Genomic DNA, 18,039 nt, shown 5'->3' with positions numbered 1-18,039 from the left:
CGTTACCTCCCGATTAATAAAGCAAAGGATTCATAAGGTTGTAGCTCAAGGCTTACCGCCAACTGATTGCGCGGCGCGTAATTGCTGATAAGACACTCGCCGTGCCAGGCCTGCATAGCCTGCGGAATATCAAGCGTGAGGTGCTCACGGGTAAAGTTGTTCACCACAAGCAATTGTTCTTCACCAAGCGTTCTTAGCCAGGCGAATACCTGCGGATGCTCTTTCAGGATTGGCCTGAAATCTCCGTAAACCAGAATCGGATATTGCTTACGCAGCGCCACCAGCTTCTGGTAATGCCAGAGAATAGAATCCGGCTCGGCCAGCGCTGCGGCGACGTTAATTTCACGGTAGTTGGGGTTGACCGTAATCCACGGCATACCGGTGGTGAACCCGGCGTTCGGGCTATCGTCCCACTGCATCGGCGTGCGCGCATTATCCCGCCCGTTAGCGTGAATCCCGGTCATCATCTCATCGTGGCTAACCCCGCCCGACAGGCGCTCTCTATAGAGATTCAGGCTTTCGATATCGCGGTACTCATCAATGGTGGTGTAGCGCACGTTGGTCATGCCGATTTCTTCGCCCTGGTAGATATAAGGCGTGCCCTTCAGGCAATGCAGCGCGGTGCCCAGCATTTTGGCGGAGGCTTCGCGGAACTCGCCTTCATCGCCAAATTTCGACACGGCGCGCGGCAGGTCGTGGTTGCTCCAGAACAGCGAATTCCAGCCGCGGTCGGCCAGCGCCGTTTGCCATTTTTCGATAACCGCCTTGAAGTTTGCCAGCACAAACGGCTTGCTGCGCCATTTGCCGGCGTGTTCATCCCAGAACTGCTTGATATGGTCGAACTGGAAAACCATCGACAGCTCTTCACGATCGCTCGCGCTGTAGAGCAGCGCATCCTGCGGCGAGGCGCTCCAGGCTTCGCCTACCGTCACGTAATCCCCTTTGCCGAACGTTGCGCGGTTCATCTGGCGAATAAGCATGTGCAGATTTTTGCCGTTCGCCATTACCTGCTTATCCACCTCTTTACCGATCAAATCGATAACATCCATGCGGAAACCGCCGATCCCTTTGTCCAGCCAGCGGTTCATCATGGCGTGAACTTCTTCGTGTACGCGGGGGTTTTCCCAGTTGAGATCCGGCTGTCTTTTAGAGAACTGATGCAGATAATACTCGCCGCTGGCCTCGTCATACGCCCAGCCGCTGCCGCCAAAGTAGGAACGAAAATCATTCGGCGGGCCGCCGTCTGCCGCCGGTTTGCGCCAGATATAGAAGTCGCGATACGGGTTATTCGGGAATTTTAATGCTTCGATAAACCAGGGATGTTCATCGGATGTGTGGTTAACCACGAGATCCATCAGAATGTGGATATCACGCTGTTTCGCCTGGCGGATCAGCTCTTCCATCTCCGCCATCGTGCCAAACTCGGCGGCAATGTCTTCGTAGTCGGAGATGTCGTAACCGTTGTCGTCCATCGGCGAGCGGTAAACCGGCGAGAGCCAGATTAAATTAATACCGAGCTGTTGAAGGTAATCGAGTTTGCTGATGATGCCCGCGAGATCGCCGATGCCGTCGCCGTTGCTGTCCATAAAGCTGCGCGGATAGATCTGGTACACCACCGCGTTATGCCACCATTTTTTTTCCACCTGTTCCCTCCTTTTTGTCGGGTGACGCTACGCTTACCCGACCTACGTCTGCGTGCATTCGCAGGGTGGATAAGCGCAGCGCCATCCACCTTTTAAAGACGCATAAAAGCCCGCCCCTCGCCATCAAACAAATAGCAGCTCTCCGGCGGTAAACGCAGGCCGATACGCTGGTCGGGTTTAATTTCGAGTCTTTCAGTATGGCGCATCACTAACGGTTCGCTACCGTAACCGCTATTGACATAGAGCAGCGTTTCATTGCCCATATGTTCCACAAACAGCACTTCGCCCTCGACATCCGCGTGGGCGAGCTCGGTAAGCTGGATATGTTCCGGACGAATACCCAGCCGTACGGCTTGCCCGTCTCCGTGGCTGGCTATCGGCAGACTGATTTGCTGACGGTTCTCAAGCATCACCTCGCTGCGTTGCTCGCTGCCGTGCGCCAGCACGCCTGGAATCAAATTCATTTTTGGCGAACCGATAAACTGCGCCACAAAGACGTTCGCCGGGCGATCGTAAAGATCAAGCGGGGTGCCCACCTGTTCGATTTGCCCCTGGTTGAGCACCACAATCCTGTCCGCAAGCGTCATGGCTTCAACCTGATCGTGGGTGACGTAAAGAATGGTGGCGTTGATACGCTTGTGCAACGCGGCGATTTCCATGCGCATCTGCACGCGCAAGGAGGCGTCCAGATTCGACAGCGGTTCGTCGAACAAAAACAGGCTCGGCTCGCGCACAATCGCCCGGCCAATCGCTACGCGCTGCCGCTGACCGCCGGAAAGATCCTTCGGCCTTCTGTCCAGCAATTGCTCCAGTTGCAAAATACGCGCGCTTTCACGTACTTTTTCGTCGATGTCCTTCTCCGGCAGCTTCGCCATTTCCAGCGCGAAAGCCATATTTTGATATACCGTCATATGCGGATAGAGCGCATAGGACTGGAAAACCATGCCGATGCCGCGTTCGGACGGGGAATCGTCATTAACGCACACGCCGTCGATGCGCATTTCGCCGCCGCTGATTTCTTCAAGCCCGGCCACCATGCGCAACAGCGTGGATTTGCCGCAGCCGGACGGCCCCACAACCACCACAAATTCCCCGTTGTTAACAACCAAATCCAGCGGCTTAATCACCTCTGATGAGGTGCCATAGCGCTTATGAATTTTATCGAGTACCAGTTGCCCCATAGTTATCCCTTAATCGCTCCGCTGGTCAGGCCGCTGACGATACGTTTCTGGAAGATAAGCACCAGCACGATTATCGGCAGCGTCACCACCACCGAGGCCGCCATAATGCTGCCCCAGGGCAGTTCAAACGTTGATGCGCCGCTGAACATGCTTATCGCCACCGGCACGGTGCGTTTATCCCCGGAAATAATGAACGTCAGCGCGAACATGAATTCATTCCACGCGCCGATAAACGCAAGCAGCCCGGTGGTGACCAGCGCAGGCGCAAGAATCGGGGCGAAGACACGCCGGATAATGGTCCAGGTTTTCGCCCCGTCCACAATCGCGGCCTCCTCCAGTTCTACCGGAATCGACTTCATAAAAGTGGTTAGTACCCAGACGGTAAACGGCAGCGAAAACGTGGTGTATGAAAGAATGAGCGCGCCGAGCGAATCGTACAGCCCAAGGAAACGCACCAGCTCAAACATGCCGGTAAGTACCGCAACCTGCGGAAACATCGAAACGCATAGAATGGTGAACAGCAGAAACTTACGGCCACGAAACTGTACGCGCGCCAGCGCAAAAGAAGCCGTGATGGAAACCAGCAGACAAATACCAACGGTAATCGTCGCCACCAGCACGGAGTTCAGCAGGCTGCGGGCGATGCCGTTATCCACCAGCGCCACCACGTAGTTGTGCCAGTGGTAACCGCTGGGCAAATAAGCCGGCAAAAACAGCTCCTGACCGGTGCGCAACGAGGTCACGATCGCGTAATAAAACGGAAACACGCAAAACAGCACGGCAAAAGTCGCTCCGGCATAAATCACCAGATTTTGCGCGAACTTACGCTGTCGACGAGTGGTTTTCATCACCGCTTCTCCTTCTCGTTTAAGCGTGAGACGCGGATAAAGCAGGCGGCAATGCCCGCCACCATCATAAACACCAGCACCGACGCCGCCGATCCCACGCCCATGTCCTGATAGGAGACGATCTGCTCGCGCGCATAGCCGGAAACGGACATCGTCGCCTCGCTGTTGGAGGTCAGCACGAAGATCAGATCGAAGATGCGCATGGCGTCCATCACGCGGAAAATCAGCGCCACAACCATTGCGGGCATGATCAGCGGCAGGGTGATTCGCTTGAATCTTTGCCACGCGCTCGCGCCATCCACCCGCGCCGCCTCGTAGAGATCGTTAGGGATAAGCTGCAGCGCCGCCAGCAGCATCAGCGCCATAAACGGCGTGGTTTTCCAGACGTCGGCGATCACTACCGCCCACATGGAAAGCGACGGCTCGGCAATCCACGCCAGATGCGCCTGGTAGCCAAAGATTTTCGCCAGCAGATCGTTCACCACGCCGTACTGATCGTGGAACATCCAGCCCCACATTTTGGCGCTTACAATGGTCGGAATAGCCCAGGGCACCAGGATAGCGGTGCGCACCAGCCCCTGGCCGCGAAACTTCTGGTTCATCAGCAGCGCCAGCAGCATGCCGAACAATAGCTCAAGGCCAACCGACATCACGGTAAACCACAGCGTGTTGCCCACCGCCTGCCACCAGAGCGAATCAACCAGCACGCCGCTGCTATCGCCGCCGTTACTGGCGTAGTAGTTCGCAAGCCCCACCATTTCATACTCGGACGGGTTATCGAGCATCGCATTGGTGAAGCTGAAAAAGAAGGTACGCACCAGCGGCCAGCCCGCCGCCAGTGCAAGTAAGACAAGTGCGGGAGCCACCAGTATCCATGCGATACGGCGGCGCCGCTGTTGATAGCCGAGATGTGCCAATTAGCGCCAGTCCTTACCTTTCACGCGTTCCAGGCGTTTTTGCAGATCCGCAACGGCAGCTTTCCCGTCGCTGGCGCCGTTGAGCACTTTGAAGGTCACGTTAAAAATAGCGTTCGAGACGCGCGGATACTGGCTTTTGGTCACCGTGGCCGGGCGTGGCACCGCATTGGCGAAGATCTCTTTGAACATCGTCAGATGCGGCGCGGTTTCCAGCACGGCCTTGTCTTCATACAGCGCGGAACGCGTCGGAGCGAAGCCAAGGTATTTCAACTGCATTTTTTGCGAATCGGCGTCGGTGAGGATTTTCAGCAAGGCGATAGCCGCATCTTTGTTTTTGGTATTGGCGTTAACTGACCATTGCCAGCCGCCCAGGGCGTTGGCAGATTTGCCATCCGGCCCGGCAGGCAGCGGGGCCACGCCCACTTTGCCTTTCAGAGGGCTGTCCGCGCCCTGCGAGAGCAGATAAGCATAAGGCCAGTTGCGCATAAACAGCGCGTCGCCGTTCTGGAACACGGCGCGGGACTCTTCTTCTTTATAGCCAAGCGCTCCCTTCGGCGTGATTTTGCCAATCCAGCCCGCGACCATATCCAGCGCCGCTGCGGCCTTAGGATTGTTTACGGTCACGTTCCCTTTTTCGTCGATAAAGGTGCCGCCGCCGTAGGAATCAATCCACTCCAGCGCGTTACAGGTTAACCCTTCATACGATTTACCCTGGAAGATCATCCCCCAGAAGTTCTTATGTCCGGCCTTGCGCTCTTCTTCCTGAACTTTAGTGGCGATGCGCGTCAGGTCTTCCCAGGTTTTCGGCGGCTGTTCGTTGTATTTTTCCAGCAGATCTTTGCGGTAATAAAGCACGCCGGTATCCAGATAAGCCGGGATCGCTTTCACTTTCCCGTTCACCGTGTCGTTCGCCCACGGGCCGGGGAAGAAGTCGTCTTTCATATCCCCAACCGCGTCGGTTAAATCCAGCGTTTGCTTATCAAGCAGCCCCACCCAGATGGTGTCGGACTGGAACAAATCCACCGCTTTTTCATCTTTGGCGGCGAACAACTGCTGGAGCAGCGCCAGTTTTTCGTCAGAGGCCGCCGGGAATTCGATAAATTCCAGCTTGTTGTTGGTCTGCTTTTCGAAACGGTCTTTGACGTAGTTGCAGTATTCCTTACCGCCGGGCGAAATCGGGCATTCCATACGCAGGGTATCGGCGAGCGCGGCGTTGGTGACGCCCGCAAGCGCTAAGGTAATAAGACTTAACGTCAGCTTTTTCATTTTGTCCTCTTCTGTCAGACGTAACCAAGGGTGGCGTAAAAATAACCATGCCATCCAAAACGTTAGTTAACGATCTGACCCAGCGGCAAGCTTGCAGCCTAATCTTTGTGCAAAATCTGGAGCTACTGCACGGATATACCTTTTTTCTTTCGCTTTTGGCCGGAACGCGCTATGTAGCCGAATAAATACTGAAGTATAAAAACCATGACTTCAGTTTTTGTTCCGTGTTTATGAAGTTAGGCTTTTTGTATCGCCTGAGGAGGTCATCATGAGCACAACTAAACGCTATCTGTTAGAGCTAAAAGCACAGTTTGAACGGGAAGGTAAAAAACGGAAGCTGCTGGGTGCGGTCTGGCTTTCGCCGCAGCAGCGTTATGAGATTTTACGGGAGATTATGCTGCCGGTGGCGGGTAAGGACCTGTGATAAAAAGGCGGGCAAGCCTGGGTTACCCGCCTTTTTATTAGCTTTGCAAAAACGCCAGCAAATCAGCATTTATACGATCTTTCTCGGTGGTGCAAATCCCGTGGGAGCCGCCCTCGTAAACGTTGAACTGTGAGTCCGGCAGCATCCGAGCCGTGGCTTTCCCGCAGGTTTCGAACGGGACTATCTGGTCGTCGTCGCCGTGGATAACAAGCGTGGGAATGGTCATTTTCTTCAAATCTTCACGCAGATCGGTTTCCGAGAATGCTTTGATGCAGTCATATAGCGCTTTGATGCCGCCCTGCATGCCCTGCGCAACAAAGCTTTCTCTGACGCCTTCGGAGATTTTCGCCCCGGGGCGGTTGTAGCCATAAAACGCCATCGTCAGCTCTTTGAAAAAATCTGCGCGCCTGGCGCGCACGCCTTCACGGATACCGTCAAACACATCTTCAGGTACACCGTTCGGATTAAAGTCCGTTTTGATCATAATCGGCGGGACGGCTGCGATCAAAACCGCTTTTGCCACACGGCTGGTGCCGTGGCGACCTATGTAGCGCGCCACTTCTCCGCCGCCGGTGGAATGCCCGACATGCACCGCATCTTTCAGGTTCAGGTGCGCCGTCAGCTCCGCTAAATCGTCAGCGTACTGATCCATGTGATTGCCTTCCCAGGTCTGGGATGAGCGGCCATGCCCGCGCCTGTCGTGGGCAATGACCCGAAAGCCGTTCTGCCCAAGAAAAAACATCTGATCTTCAAAAGCATCTGCCGTTAACGGCCAGCCGTGGCTGAAAACCACCGGCTGCCCTTCGCCCCAGTCTTTAAAATAGAGCGAGCTGCCGTCTTTTAACGTGAGTTTGTCGTAATGGCTCATGATATCTCCTGAACAGGTGAAAACCGCGGTTAGCACGCAAGCGAGATGTGCCCATAAAGGGTAATGCAAATCTGTCGCCTGGCAGGTTTATTTACGATGAGCAATTCGCTGGATCTCATTCCGGGCGGTTTATTTCGATTGTTTGACCCTGCTCGCAAAATGTTAACAAATACGACTGGCCCCGTTCCCGAATCGGCAATGTTACCGATATCATGTTACCGGTATCAGAAAAGGCGTGAATTATGCTTAATAGCTTTTCACCTGAAGATTCGGCCCGAGGATAATTATTATGACCGAAATGACAGCTAGTTACGGCGCAGGAACTCTGCTGGGAATCGCAGCCTGTGCAGTCATTCTCCTGCTCTTACTTATCATGCGCTTTAAGGTGCATGCTTTTTTAGCTTTAACTCTGGTGAGCATTGCCGTGGCCCTGGTCACCGGCGTGCCGTTTGATAAAGTTGTGCCGACGCTGCTGACCGGTTTTGGCGGCACGCTGGCGGGCGTTGCTCTGCTGGTCGGTCTTGGCGCGATGATTGGCCGCCTGCTGGAAATTTCCGGCGGGGCGAAGGTGCTGGCGGATACGCTCATCGGTAAATTTGGCCCGCAACGCGCGCCTTTCGCTCTGGGTATTGCGTCGTTACTGTTCGGCTTCCCAATCTTCTTTGACGCCGGACTGGTAGTAATGCTGCCGATAATCTTCAGCGTGGCGAAACAGTTTGGCGGTTCCACGCTGAAATACGCCTTCCCGGCAGCGGGTGCTTTTGCCGTTATGCACGCGCTGGTTCCACCACATCCAGGGCCGGTTGCCGCCAGTGAACTGCTGGGCGCTAACATCGGCCTGCTGGTGGTCGTTGGTCTGATTATCGCGCTGCCGACCTGGTATTTAGGCGCCTATCTGTACGGCCTGTACGCGGGTAAAAAATTCAATATTCCGCTGCCTTCGTCTTTCCTGGGCTCGGTAGAAGCCGATCCTAACCATCAGCCGCCGTCGTTTGGCATGGTGTTGTCTATCCTGCTGATGCCGCTGGTGCTGATCTTCCTCGACACTGGCCTGAACACCGCGACTGTTCTGGGCTGGGTAAGCGCCGATAATACCGTCGTTCAGTTACTGCGTATGCTGGGTAAAACCCCTATCGCGCTGCTGATCACCGTCTTCTTTGCGCTGATGGTCTTTAGCCGCAACCATACTCGCAAGCACCTGGAAAAAGTGTGCGACGGCGCGCTCGGCCCGATCTGCGGCATTATCCTGGTGACCGGCGCGGGCGGTATGTTCGGCGGCGTTCTGCGTGCAAGCGGCATTGGCGATGCGCTGGCGGGCGTACTGTCCAATACGGGTATGCCGGTTATCGTTGCCGCCTTTGTTATCTCTACCGCTCTGCGTGTAGCCCAGGGTTCTGCCACGGTTGCGCTGACAACTACCGCCGCGCTGGTTTCACCGATGGTTGCCGCGACGACCGGCCTGAGCCAGTTCGATCTGTGCTTTATCGTCATCGCGATTGCCGGCGGCGCGACCGTACTGTCTCACGTTAACGACTCCGGCTTCTGGCTGGTGGGCCGCTTCCTTGAGATGGACGAGAAGACCACGCTGAAAACCTGGACGGTAATGGAAACCCTAATCGGCACTATCGCCTTCCTGTTTGCGCTGGCAGGCAGTATCATCCTGTAATCACCTGGTGGTAGATGTTTGTGACCCCGGTCACTTTTAACCAGGGGTTAAGCTAAGTATCATCGGTAAAGACCAGACCCTCATCGTTTACGGTGAGGGTTCAGTTTTTTGACAAAGAAGGAAAAAGCGTGGTTTTTCCTTCTTTGTGGTTGATCAGCCGAAAATCAACGAAGTGATTTTCCTTGTTTTTTAAATGACGACCTCCTTTAGTTTGTGACGCCGGGAGGTTTGTCATCAGTCTCGACCCTCACCGTTTACGGTGAGGGTTTTTCTTTGTACGGTTTCTAAGCCACGCACATGAGTGCCTGTTTTTTACACGGAGAGAATTATGTCCAGACCTGCCATCATCATTAACGACCTCGATGCCGAGCGTCTCGACCGCCTGCTGGAACAGCCGCAGTACGCTACCCTTCCGGTGGCGCAGGCGCTGAACGCAGAGCTGGACCGTGCCGAGATGTGCAGCCCGGAAAACATCCCTGCGGATGTGGTCACCATGAACAGCCGCGTAAAATTCCGCGATCTGACATCCGCAGAAGTGCACGTGCGCACGCTGGTTTACCCAGCCAGTCTGACGGACAGCGATAACCAACTGTCCGTGATGGCGCCGGTAGGTGCTGCACTGCTGGGGTTGCGCGTAGGAGATTCCATTGACTGGACGTTGCCGAACGGTAACCAGACCCATCTCGAAGTGCTGGGGTTAGAGTTTCAGCCGGAGGCGGCCGGCGAATTCCATCGTTAAGGCCCGCCCCTTGCGCAGCGAATGTGCCGCAGACACATAACATAATTAGCCATGCATATGGGTGAACGGCGGAATTCCCGTTCACCCTGATTTTGGTATCGGTGGATTATAAAACCGACTCTTCCGTAATAACCCTTTTGGCTCCCAGATAATGATCCTGCCAGTAGTCGTCTTCGAACTGGCTGATGCGAATATTCAGACCGGTGCGCGGCGCCTCAATAAATTGCCCTTCTCCTAAATACACCCCAACGTGATCGGCTTTATCGCGTGATTTAATCTGGAAAAATATCAGATCGCCACGGCGTAACGCTTCTTTAGGCACATGCTTAAGCCCGCGGTCCTGGAACATGCCGTTGGCGGTGCGTGGCAGTTTACGGCTCAGTAGCTGATTGTAGACATAGTAAATCAGGCCGCTGCAGTCGAAGCCCTGGGAAGGAGTTTGCCCGCCCCAGACATAGGGTTTACCAAGCTGTTGCTTAAGACGATGGACGACTTTGTGCAGAGTTGATTCGACGCGCGGACTAACCATTTCGGCCATCAGCTCTTCGGTTTGTAACAGCAATAACCTGTCGGAGCTGCCGAAATAACCCGGTTTCCAGCGGCTATGCATTGCCAGTTGCTGGCGATTTTGCTGACGCAGGGCAAGTTTTTGGGCCGCTTCGCGACGCTTCTGCTCAGGCGTTAGCGGCACAACTTTCAGGCTTTTTTTCTTTTTTGCGAGGAGCTTCGCGCGATTAAGCATCCGATCGCGGGCTTCTTTATTCTGCGGCTGTGTAGCAACCGTCCGATTTTTAATCGGCTTTTTGTTTTTCTTAACGGGGGAGGCGCTAACAGAAAAACTCAAAAGCAGCAGAATAAAAAATCCCGCCATGCACCGGGAGAAAACGGGTGCAGGCGGCAACAAAGAGATAAATACAGGGCGTAAAAAAGCGAACAAAACGGGTTACCTGAAGTTGAACTAAACGCTAATGGCTGCGCGCAGGGGCAGCCTGGGTAATTTTTTCGGCTAACGGCTTAATGATTTTCTCACCGTGCTGGCCGAAGAACTGATAGAGCGATTCGCTGGCGGAATGCGTCAGCACCATAATTTCAATGCGGCGGTTGGCCGAGCTCAGCGGATGTGCCGGGTCGAGCAGCATCTGATCGGCCATGCCGCTGACCTGCAAAATTTTGCCCGCTTCGAGGCCGCCTTTGGTCAGGACTTTGCGCGCCTGCATGGCGCGTTCCCCGGAAAGGTTCCAGTTGTTGTACAATTCCTGGTCGCGAAAGCGCGTGGCATCGGTATGCCCGGTGATAATGATTTTGTTGTCGATGGAATTCAGCGCGCCCGCAAACTCGCCGAGCAGACGTTTAAAGAACGGCGTCAGCACCGCGCTGCTGCGCTGAAACATTTCGCGTTTCTGGTCGTCCTGCACCAGAATGCGCAACCCCTGCGGCACAATTTCAATCTGCAAATTGGACTGGGCATCGTAAGCCGAAGTGATTTTCATGATAACGCGCGCCAGGTCTTCAATTTCCTGCTCCGAGCGTAGGTTCACGTCTTTAAGGTTTTCACTTTTTGCCGCCGCGGCGGAAAGCTCCTTTAACGCCTCCAGGTCTTTTTTGATGGCCGAATCATCATGTTCTGCAGACTCGGGTTTGCCTGCAAGAACGGAAGTTTGCCCGCCAGAACCGTCCGGCTGCGTGACGGGTGTGATGCTGTGGCCATCAAAAATAGACTCGCCGTTAAGCAGCGAAACCACTTCTTTACGCTCTTCTTCCGTTACCGATCCCATGATCCACAGCACCATAAACAGCGCCATCATCGCGAGCGTAAAGTCGGCAAAGGCCACCTTCCAGGCGCCGCCATGAACCGCATCATGGCTCTTGCGCGATGAGCGTTTGATAATGGTGGTATGGCCTTTAGGTTTGCCGCGCATCAGATTTCACCCGCCATTTGATTCACCCAGCCATCTAGCGTGGCGAAAGTCGGCTTGCTATCAATCGGCAGCATTTTGCGTCCGGCATCCACCGCCAGCAGCGTAGGTTTGCCCGCGACATGGTTGACCAGCACGGTACGCACGCATTCCAGCACGGCCATTTGTTTCTTGGTGCGCTGTTGCATAGCATTTGCCACCGGGTCCATCAGGCAGTAACAAATAAATACGCCAAGGAATGTTCCCACCAGGGCCGCCGCCACCTTCACGCCGATCACGGCAATAGAGCCGTCGATGGACTGCATGGTGATGATAATGCCCAGCACCGCCGCACAGATACCAAAGCCCGGCATCGCTTCTGCGGTACGCTGCAAAGAACTGGACGGCAGCAGCAGATCTTCTTCCATCGCCACCAGCTCCTGCTCCAGAATGCCTTCGAGTTCGTGTTCGTTGATCTTGCCCATCGCCATCAGGCGGAAGTTATCAGAGATAAAGGTAATCAACGCTTTATCGCGCAGGATCAGCGGATACTTCTGGAACAACGGGCTGCTTTCAGGCACTTCAATATGCTCATCCAGCACTTTGAGCCCGCCGTCCTGCACCAGCTCCAGCAGCTCATAAAGCAGCATCAAAATCTGACGCTGGTACTCATCGGTATGCTCGTTTTTACGCAACACGCCGCGAAACTGACGGTACATTTCCACCAGCACCGCCTTCGGGTTCGCCAGCACCATCGCGCCGATGCCCGCGCCTAAAATAATAACGATTTCACCGGGTTGCCAGAATGATGCCAGACGTCCACCGGACATAATGAAGCCGCCAATAACACAGCCAAAAATAATAATCAGACCTAATAATTTCTGCATGGGGTTCCAACCTAAAAAAAACTCTGTATCTTTTGCGCGATTTTCTTGTTGAGCTGACAGACCCTGGCTTCGGTTATTTCCAGTACCAGGGCTATCTCTTTTAAGCTCATTTCATGCTGGTAGTAGAGCGTCAGAATTAACTGTTCACGCTCGTCCAGACTTGCCAGTGCGCTGCGCAAAGTTCGGCTGGCCATCACTTCTTCTTCCAGCGGACGGCTGTTTAAAGCCCCCGCGTAGTTTTCGCTGCCAAGTAGCTCATCGAGGCTTTCCATCGACTTCGCGCAGTCGAGCAGCAGGTATTCCTGATACTCATCGGCGCTTATCTCCAGGCGCGCGGCCAGGTCCTCAAAGTTGGGCGTTTTCCCCAGTTCACGAGCAATCTCGCGAATGGCGTCATTGAGTTTGTGGGTTTTCTGCCGCAGGCGACGCGGCCGCCAGTCAAGCTGGCGCAACTCATCAAGAATGGCGCCGCGTATGCGATGCACCGCATAGGCCGCGAATTGTTCATCCGGATGCCCGTAGCGGCGCAACGAGGAAAGCAGGCCCATCAGAGCGATTTGCTCCATGTCCTCTTTATCCATCACGCTGCTGGTCTGATAAGCTAGCTGCTTGACGACCCGATGCACTAACGGCAGGTAAGCGTTGATGTAACGCGCTTCCTCAGCCGGCGTCAGCGCATCGTCAGCAATAAAATCCATCATCTCGTTCAATCGTTTTGGCTACTTACTGAAAGACCATCTTGCTGATGATCGCGTCTTTAAAAGGCATGCTGCTGTTCAGGCTTTTGAAACGGGCCGAGTAGGCAACGAGTAATTTTTCACGCAGTTCGTTAACGCTCATACTGCGAACCGCGTCGTAATTCATATCTGAAAGCAGGCTTACGGTCGCGCCGCGAATAGCGGGGATCATGTCTTCGGTGCGTTTAGCGTTTTGCGGACTGTCGGTTGTCAGCGCCAGCTCAAGCAGCAGATAGCGTTCTTTTCTGCTGTCGCTTTTCAGCGTGATAATGACATTTTTGATTTCAACGAACTCCACCACGCTTTCATCGGTGGAATTGAAAATGTCGGTGAAAGCGCTGACACCCTCTTTATTGTTGAGAAGGTGCGTGCCGACAATGGTCAGCCCGGCGGCGAAAAGCGCAGCCACTAGGGCGATGACCAGGGCTAAAGAAAAAGTTTTTACAGTCATAATATTCTTTGCGTTAAACGGTCAGTAATACGGAGTCATCTTCGCGACGGTCTGTCTGTTGCGGATCACTTTCTGGTTCAGCCGCGGCCAGCACGGCGGCATGTGAATCGGCGAACTGCTGCTCTTTCCCGCCCTGCTGGCCCGACTGCGAGGAAACCTGCACGTTCACCTGGACAAAGTTCTGTTCCGTTAAGCTCTGACGTAAGTCGTTACTTACCTGCTGGAGCGCGCGATAAACCTCGCCCTGGCTTGCGTTGATATGCACCTGCATGCGGCCATTTTCGATCTGCACAGAAATATCGATTTTTCCCATGTCAGGCGGATCAAGGCGGATGGTGGCGTGCTGGATTTGGTTTTTCACCTGTACCTGCAAACGTTCGCCAAGCGCCGCATGCAGTTGTTGTGCAAGGCGATCGTCGCCGCCCTCAAGCTTCACCGTTGCAAGCTGCGTCTGAAATGACGCGGCTTTATCGGTGTTTGATACCGTGGCGTGTTGTCCCGAAGCGACCGTCGGCAATGCCGCAACGCCTTCATTGAGCGTTGTCACCAGCGGCTGCGGCATGACGCTTTGCATTCCCCGGGTTAACGCCGGAAGCGGCTGCGCGGCCGGCTCGTTTACCGCCACAGGCGCGGGCATCGCGCTCTGGGGCTGCGCCGCTGCGGCAAATGGCGCGACGCCGCCCCCGGAACGGTGGTTCATCAGCAGCGCTTCGCCGGATTGCGAGGGTGTATTGTTCATCGTTACCGGTTTCATCGGCTGCTGGCTTGCCAGCAACAAGGCATCCAGTATTTGCTGTGGCGCCGCACTTAAATCCGACGGCGTCGCGCTCGTATCTTCATCTTGCTTGTCGTCGCTTTTGTCTTCGGCTACGCCTGCCACCACCAGCGGCTTGCCTTCTTTCCCCTGCCCTTGCAGAAGGCCGTTGATAATGGTGAGCAACGCATCGTTAAATGCCGTTTGCCGATCAACCGGAGCAGGTTCGCTCGCCTGCGTCCCCTGCGCTATCTGTTCTTTGTTGGTTGATTGCGCAGGTAAATTAGCGATAACCGGCGAGCCTGAAGCAGAGGTTGCGCCCGTCGAACTAAGCGCTAATGCCGCGCCTGAGGCTGGAATATCCATCAGCGTAAATCCTCATCGTCCATAAATGCGGCATACGCAACGGCGCCTTCGCGATTACGACGCCCAAGCGCCATTTTCCGCTCCAGCTCATCGCTCTGCTGCTGGCAGAGTTTGTTGACCTGATGATGGATCTGCTGCAGCGATTTGAGCGCGGCGCGTTTTTCATCGGCCAGTGGTTTACCTTGCAAAGCGCTTAACAGGGCGGCTATCTGCTTATCCACTTCCTGCACCTGCGGCCAGTCTCTTTGACTGGCCGCCTGCGACAGGGCGCGGCCCAGATACTGAATGATCTGAAGATCATCCATTTTGCCGCCCCATTTTTTCCCAGCCTTCCTGTAAGTTGCCGAGAATATTCTCCACCTCGGTGATGTAATCCACGGACAGCTTGTGGCTTGCGTCATACAGGCGATAAACGCAATAGTCGTAGAGATTGGCCAGGCTTAACGCCAGCTCGCCGCCCTTCTCATAGTCCAGCGCGCTGGTGAGCGCGTTCAGGATGTCGATGCATTTATTGATGCTCTGCACCTTGCGCTCGTAGCGTTTCGCGGCGATATGGCTTTTCGCTCGCACCAGCTCATCCATTAAGCCGTTGAAAAGCATCAGCACCAGTTGATGAGGACTGGCGGCGGCTGCCTGAATGGCCAAATCCGACTGCTGATACTGGCCGAAGCCATCCTGTTCAGAACCATACATAAAACGTTATTTTCCTTTAGGCTAAGCCAAACATACTCATGGTGTTATTCATCTGCGTCATGATGGATTGCAACTGCGTAAACTGCTTGAGATAGCGGTTGTACGAGGTTTCATAACGCGTATTAATTTTGTCCGTTTTGCTGTCAATCTCGCTCTGCTGACGGTCAAGCGTTTCCTGGCGCCCTTTCAACAGGCCGTTGGTTGAGTTGAGGTACTTATCCATCGACTTATCCATCTTTTTGATAAGCCCGTCGTTGCCGTTAAACAGCGTGGTCAACGCAGCCGGATCGGCCTTCAACGCATCATCCAGCTTCTCGCTGTCGACGGTCAGGTTGCCGTCTTTATCCGCGGTTATCCCAAAAGCGGTCATGTCTTTGCCGCCAAACTGGGTGCGCAACACGTCATTCAGTTCGCGATCCAGAGCAGCAATGCCGGCATCGCCCGCAAAGGCGCCGCGATCAGATCCATCGCTGCCGCTGGCCGTCAGGGTGCCCAGCGAGCTGCGCATGGCGTTATAGGCGTCAACGAAGCTCTGTACCTGCTCTTTAGTTGCCGTGCTGTCCGTGCCGACATTGATACGCAGCGGCGCATCCCCTTCTTCCTGCTTTTTGGTCAGCTCAATGGTGACGCCGTCAATCAACTTATCGAGGGTATTGCTGCTGTTGGTGTACTGTTTTGTGCTATCGCCCAGTCGAAAAACGGCATCCGCCGCCTGGGTAATCACTTCCTGATTAGCCGCCGCGAATTTGTCGGCGCTTGCGCCGTCCATTTTGCTGGCATCAATTTCAACCACGTTTTTCGCGCCGGTTTCATCGCTGCTGAACATCAGGCTGACGTTTCCGTCAGTACGGATTAATGATGCGGTGACGCCAGGATTGTCTTCGGAGTTATTAATGGCGCTGGTCAAATCGGAGAGACTTTCCAGATCGTCCATTTCGATATCCACTGACTCACCGTTAATGGTGATGCTCATGGTGCCGGTGGCGTTCTTGATATCCGCATCGGACAAATTGTCGTAGGCCATCTGATGCTGCGACGCCAGTTGCTCAACAAAAATGCTGTAGCTGCCTTTTTGCGCTGATGAATTCGCGGTTACCGTCGCAATTCCGTCTACGTTGGTCGTCGCGGTGTTTTGCAGCATGCCGTTATCCGTTTTGTTCAGCGCGGTCAGAGCGGAACGGAACGTAGTCATGGCTGTGCGCAGCGCGGTGAGCGCACTCTGCTGCGACTGCAGGCTGCTGGTTTGCTTTTTCAGCGCGGTTTGCATCGCCAGAATGTCGTACCCGGCCAGTTGGGTGGCAAGGGTTTGCGGATCAAGGCTAGTTAAGTCAGACATATCGATTCTCCAGGCACACCGGCGCGACGCTTAAAAGCAATTACACCTGAGTATTAGCAAGTAGCGTGCCAACTTTTTATATTAATAAAATCAACATACTTACCGCGGCAGGGAAGCTTAACTTCCGCTGGCTGCGGAAAGAGGAAGGGGGAAGGTCAGAAATAAAAACACCGCCCTACAGCGGTGTTTTGTGCATCACGTTGCTAAGGCTTAGCCCAGCAGGGACATCACCATCCCGGACATGCTGTTGGACTGTTTCAGCATCGACATGCTGGTTTGCGCCAGCATCTGGTTGCGGGTCATGGAGGACGCCTCGCTTGCGAAATCGGCATCCTGAACGTTGCCCAGCGCAAGCTCGGTGTTGTCTTTCATGTTCGCAAGGTTCGCCGCGGTGTGGCCCAGACGGTTGATGTTGGCACCCAGGCCGGAGCGGATGGAACCGACATCTGACAGAGCGGTTTCCAGTTTACCAATCAGGTCCTGCGCGCCGCTGGCCGTTGAGATATTAAACGCGCCGCTGGCGGTTGAACCGGTGGTAACGGCGGTCATAGACGCCACGACTTTGTTCAAACCGCCGCTTAGGTTAACGCTCATTTTCTCTTCTTTGCTGGAGCCGATCTGGAAGTTCATCTCTTTGCCCAGCTTACCGGATGCGGTAGTGATAGTGCCGCCGCTCACGCTGCCAAACAGTTTTTCACCGCCGAAGGAGGTGTTGCCCATAATGTTGTTCAGCTCGTTGTTCAGCTCGGTCAGTTCAGCATTGATGGCTTCACGATCTTTGGTGGTGTTGGTGTCGTTCGCAGACTGCGTTGCGAGGTCTTTCATGCGGTACATGATGTTGCTCACTTCATCAAACGCGCCTTCAGCGGTCTGCAGCATGGCGGTGGCGTCAGAGATGTTGCGCTGTGCTACCGCCATACCGTTGGTCTGGCCCTGCAGGCGGGAAGCAATCTGCAGGCCTGCTGCATCGTCGGCTGCGGAGTTGATGCGCTTGCCGGTGCCCAGACGTTCCATCGCCGTGGACAGCATGCTGTTGGACTTATTCAGGGCGTTGGTGGAAGCCATCGATGACGCGCTGGTGAAAATAGATAATGCCATGGTGAATCTCCTTGATTCTGAATGAGGGTACTAAATCGTCGTTATTAACCAAGAGCGACACCCCTGGCCGGGAAATTAAATTAAATAAAAGAATATTTTGAATTTTTCGGCTCGGATTCCAAAAAAAAACGCCGCCCGGAGGCGTAATGCCGATCAGTTAAGGATCGGTTGACCGATCCTGTGGCTGTGTAAGAATCCGGAAATGCTCACCCGTTTCCGGATTTTTTTATGCATATTGGACAGGCTCTTGATCTCGTTTCACGCTACGAC

19 protein-coding genes are annotated in these 18,039 nt (G+C 54.5%); 3 read left to right on the top strand and 16 right to left on the bottom strand.

Annotation, left to right across the window (positions count from 1 at the left end; all coding sequences use genetic code 11):
- Positions 1-2 precede the first annotated feature (2 nt).
- The 5 genes from MUA00_RS02460 to MUA00_RS02440 form a co-directional block, all read right to left on the bottom strand.
- On the bottom strand, positions 3-1,643 hold the full coding sequence (locus MUA00_RS02460; protein WP_271121604.1) for a glycoside hydrolase family 13 protein: 1,641 nt from the start codon (positions 1,641-1,643) through the stop codon (positions 3-5).
- A 92-nt stretch (positions 1,644-1,735) separates the two neighbouring features.
- Positions 1,736-2,824, bottom strand: a complete 1,089-nt coding sequence (locus MUA00_RS02455; RefSeq protein WP_271121605.1) for an ABC transporter ATP-binding protein — start codon at positions 2,822-2,824, stop codon at positions 1,736-1,738.
- 2 nt (positions 2,825-2,826) lie between these two features.
- Complete coding sequence (locus MUA00_RS02450) at positions 2,827-3,672, bottom strand: carbohydrate ABC transporter permease (protein ID WP_271121606.1); 846 nt, start codon at positions 3,670-3,672, stop codon at positions 2,827-2,829.
- Complete coding sequence (locus MUA00_RS02445) at positions 3,672-4,589, bottom strand: carbohydrate ABC transporter permease (RefSeq protein WP_271121607.1); 918 nt, start codon at positions 4,587-4,589, stop codon at positions 3,672-3,674. Before MUA00_RS02445 ends, MUA00_RS02450 begins: the two co-directional genes overlap by 1 nt.
- A complete protein-coding gene (locus MUA00_RS02440) occupies positions 4,590-5,855 on the bottom strand; it encodes an ABC transporter substrate-binding protein (RefSeq protein WP_271121608.1) in 1,266 nt (421 codons plus the stop codon). It lies immediately after the preceding gene.
- Positions 5,856-6,123: 268 nt separating this feature from the next.
- Here MUA00_RS02440 and MUA00_RS02435 point away from each other — a divergent pair, with 268 nt between their 5' ends.
- Positions 6,124-6,279: a hypothetical protein gene (locus MUA00_RS02435; protein WP_271121609.1), complete on the top strand. Its 156-nt coding sequence runs from the start codon at positions 6,124-6,126 to the stop codon at positions 6,277-6,279.
- Positions 6,280-6,316: 37 nt separating this feature from the next.
- Here MUA00_RS02435 and MUA00_RS02430 read toward each other — a convergent pair whose 3' ends face one another.
- On the bottom strand, positions 6,317-7,147 hold the full coding sequence (locus MUA00_RS02430; RefSeq protein ID WP_271121610.1) for an alpha/beta fold hydrolase: 831 nt from the start codon (positions 7,145-7,147) through the stop codon (positions 6,317-6,319).
- Positions 7,148-7,436: 289 nt separating this feature from the next.
- Here MUA00_RS02430 and MUA00_RS02425 point away from each other — a divergent pair, with 289 nt between their 5' ends.
- Positions 7,437-8,813, top strand: a complete 1,377-nt coding sequence (locus MUA00_RS02425) for a GntP family permease (protein WP_271121611.1) — start codon at positions 7,437-7,439, stop codon at positions 8,811-8,813.
- A gap of 328 nt (positions 8,814-9,141) precedes the next feature.
- On the top strand, positions 9,142-9,552 hold the full coding sequence (gene rnk, locus MUA00_RS02420) for a nucleoside diphosphate kinase regulator (protein ID WP_271121612.1): 411 nt from the start codon (positions 9,142-9,144) through the stop codon (positions 9,550-9,552).
- A gap of 106 nt (positions 9,553-9,658) precedes the next feature.
- Here rnk and MUA00_RS02415 read toward each other — a convergent pair whose 3' ends face one another.
- The 10 genes from MUA00_RS02415 to MUA00_RS02370 all read right to left on the bottom strand — a co-directional run bounded on the left by MUA00_RS02415 (position 9,659) and on the right by MUA00_RS02370 (position 17,769).
- The gene (locus MUA00_RS02415; protein WP_271121613.1) at positions 9,659-10,294 is read right to left on the bottom strand and encodes a C40 family peptidase; all 636 of its coding nucleotides are present in this window, start codon (positions 10,292-10,294) and stop codon (positions 9,659-9,661) included.
- A 223-nt stretch (positions 10,295-10,517) separates the two neighbouring features.
- Positions 10,518-11,471 carry a putative lateral flagellar export/assembly protein LafU gene (lafU, locus tag MUA00_RS02410; RefSeq protein ID WP_271121614.1) on the bottom strand — a complete coding sequence of 318 codons (954 nt, stop codon included), beginning with the start codon at positions 11,469-11,471 and terminating at the stop codon, positions 10,518-10,520.
- Positions 11,471-12,334: a flagellar motor stator protein MotA gene (gene motA, locus MUA00_RS02405; RefSeq protein ID WP_271121615.1), complete on the bottom strand. Its 864-nt coding sequence runs from the start codon at positions 12,332-12,334 to the stop codon at positions 11,471-11,473. The genes lafU and motA overlap by 1 nt, the downstream gene beginning before the upstream one ends.
- Positions 12,335-12,345: 11 nt before the next feature.
- Positions 12,346-13,035, bottom strand: coding sequence for a FliA/WhiG family RNA polymerase sigma factor (locus MUA00_RS02400; RefSeq protein ID WP_271121616.1), 690 nt, complete (start codon positions 13,033-13,035; stop codon positions 12,346-12,348).
- Positions 13,036-13,057: 22 nt separating this feature from the next.
- Positions 13,058-13,522 carry a flagellar basal body-associated FliL family protein gene (locus MUA00_RS02395; protein ID WP_271121617.1) on the bottom strand — a complete coding sequence of 155 codons (465 nt, stop codon included), beginning with the start codon at positions 13,520-13,522 and terminating at the stop codon, positions 13,058-13,060.
- Between the two features lie 13 nt (positions 13,523-13,535).
- Positions 13,536-14,642 carry a flagellar hook-length control protein FliK gene (locus MUA00_RS02390; protein WP_271121618.1) on the bottom strand — a complete coding sequence of 369 codons (1,107 nt, stop codon included), beginning with the start codon at positions 14,640-14,642 and terminating at the stop codon, positions 13,536-13,538.
- The gene (gene fliT / locus MUA00_RS02385; RefSeq protein WP_271121619.1) at positions 14,642-14,947 is read right to left on the bottom strand and encodes a flagellar protein FliT; all 306 of its coding nucleotides are present in this window, start codon (positions 14,945-14,947) and stop codon (positions 14,642-14,644) included. The genes MUA00_RS02390 and fliT overlap by 1 nt, the downstream gene beginning before the upstream one ends.
- Positions 14,940-15,335 (bottom strand): flagellar export chaperone FliS, encoded by a 396-nt coding sequence (gene fliS / locus MUA00_RS02380; RefSeq protein ID WP_271121620.1) that lies wholly within the window; start codon positions 15,333-15,335, stop codon positions 14,940-14,942. The genes fliT and fliS overlap by 8 nt, the downstream gene beginning before the upstream one ends.
- 16 nt (positions 15,336-15,351) lie before the next feature.
- A complete protein-coding gene (fliD, locus tag MUA00_RS02375) occupies positions 15,352-16,671 on the bottom strand; it encodes a flagellar filament capping protein FliD (RefSeq protein ID WP_271121621.1) in 1,320 nt (439 codons plus the stop codon).
- 210 nt (positions 16,672-16,881) lie between these two features.
- A complete protein-coding gene (locus MUA00_RS02370) occupies positions 16,882-17,769 on the bottom strand; it encodes a flagellin N-terminal helical domain-containing protein (RefSeq protein ID WP_271121622.1) in 888 nt (295 codons plus the stop codon).
- Positions 17,770-18,039 lie beyond the last annotated feature (270 nt).

It is taken from the genome of Dryocola boscaweniae, from assembly GCF_025215095.1.
Taxonomy (GTDB): domain Bacteria; phylum Pseudomonadota; class Gammaproteobacteria; order Enterobacterales; family Enterobacteriaceae; genus Dryocola; species Dryocola boscaweniae.
The sequence above is the reverse complement of the archived record's forward strand: the minus strand, read 5'-3'. Positions and strand labels throughout refer to the sequence as shown.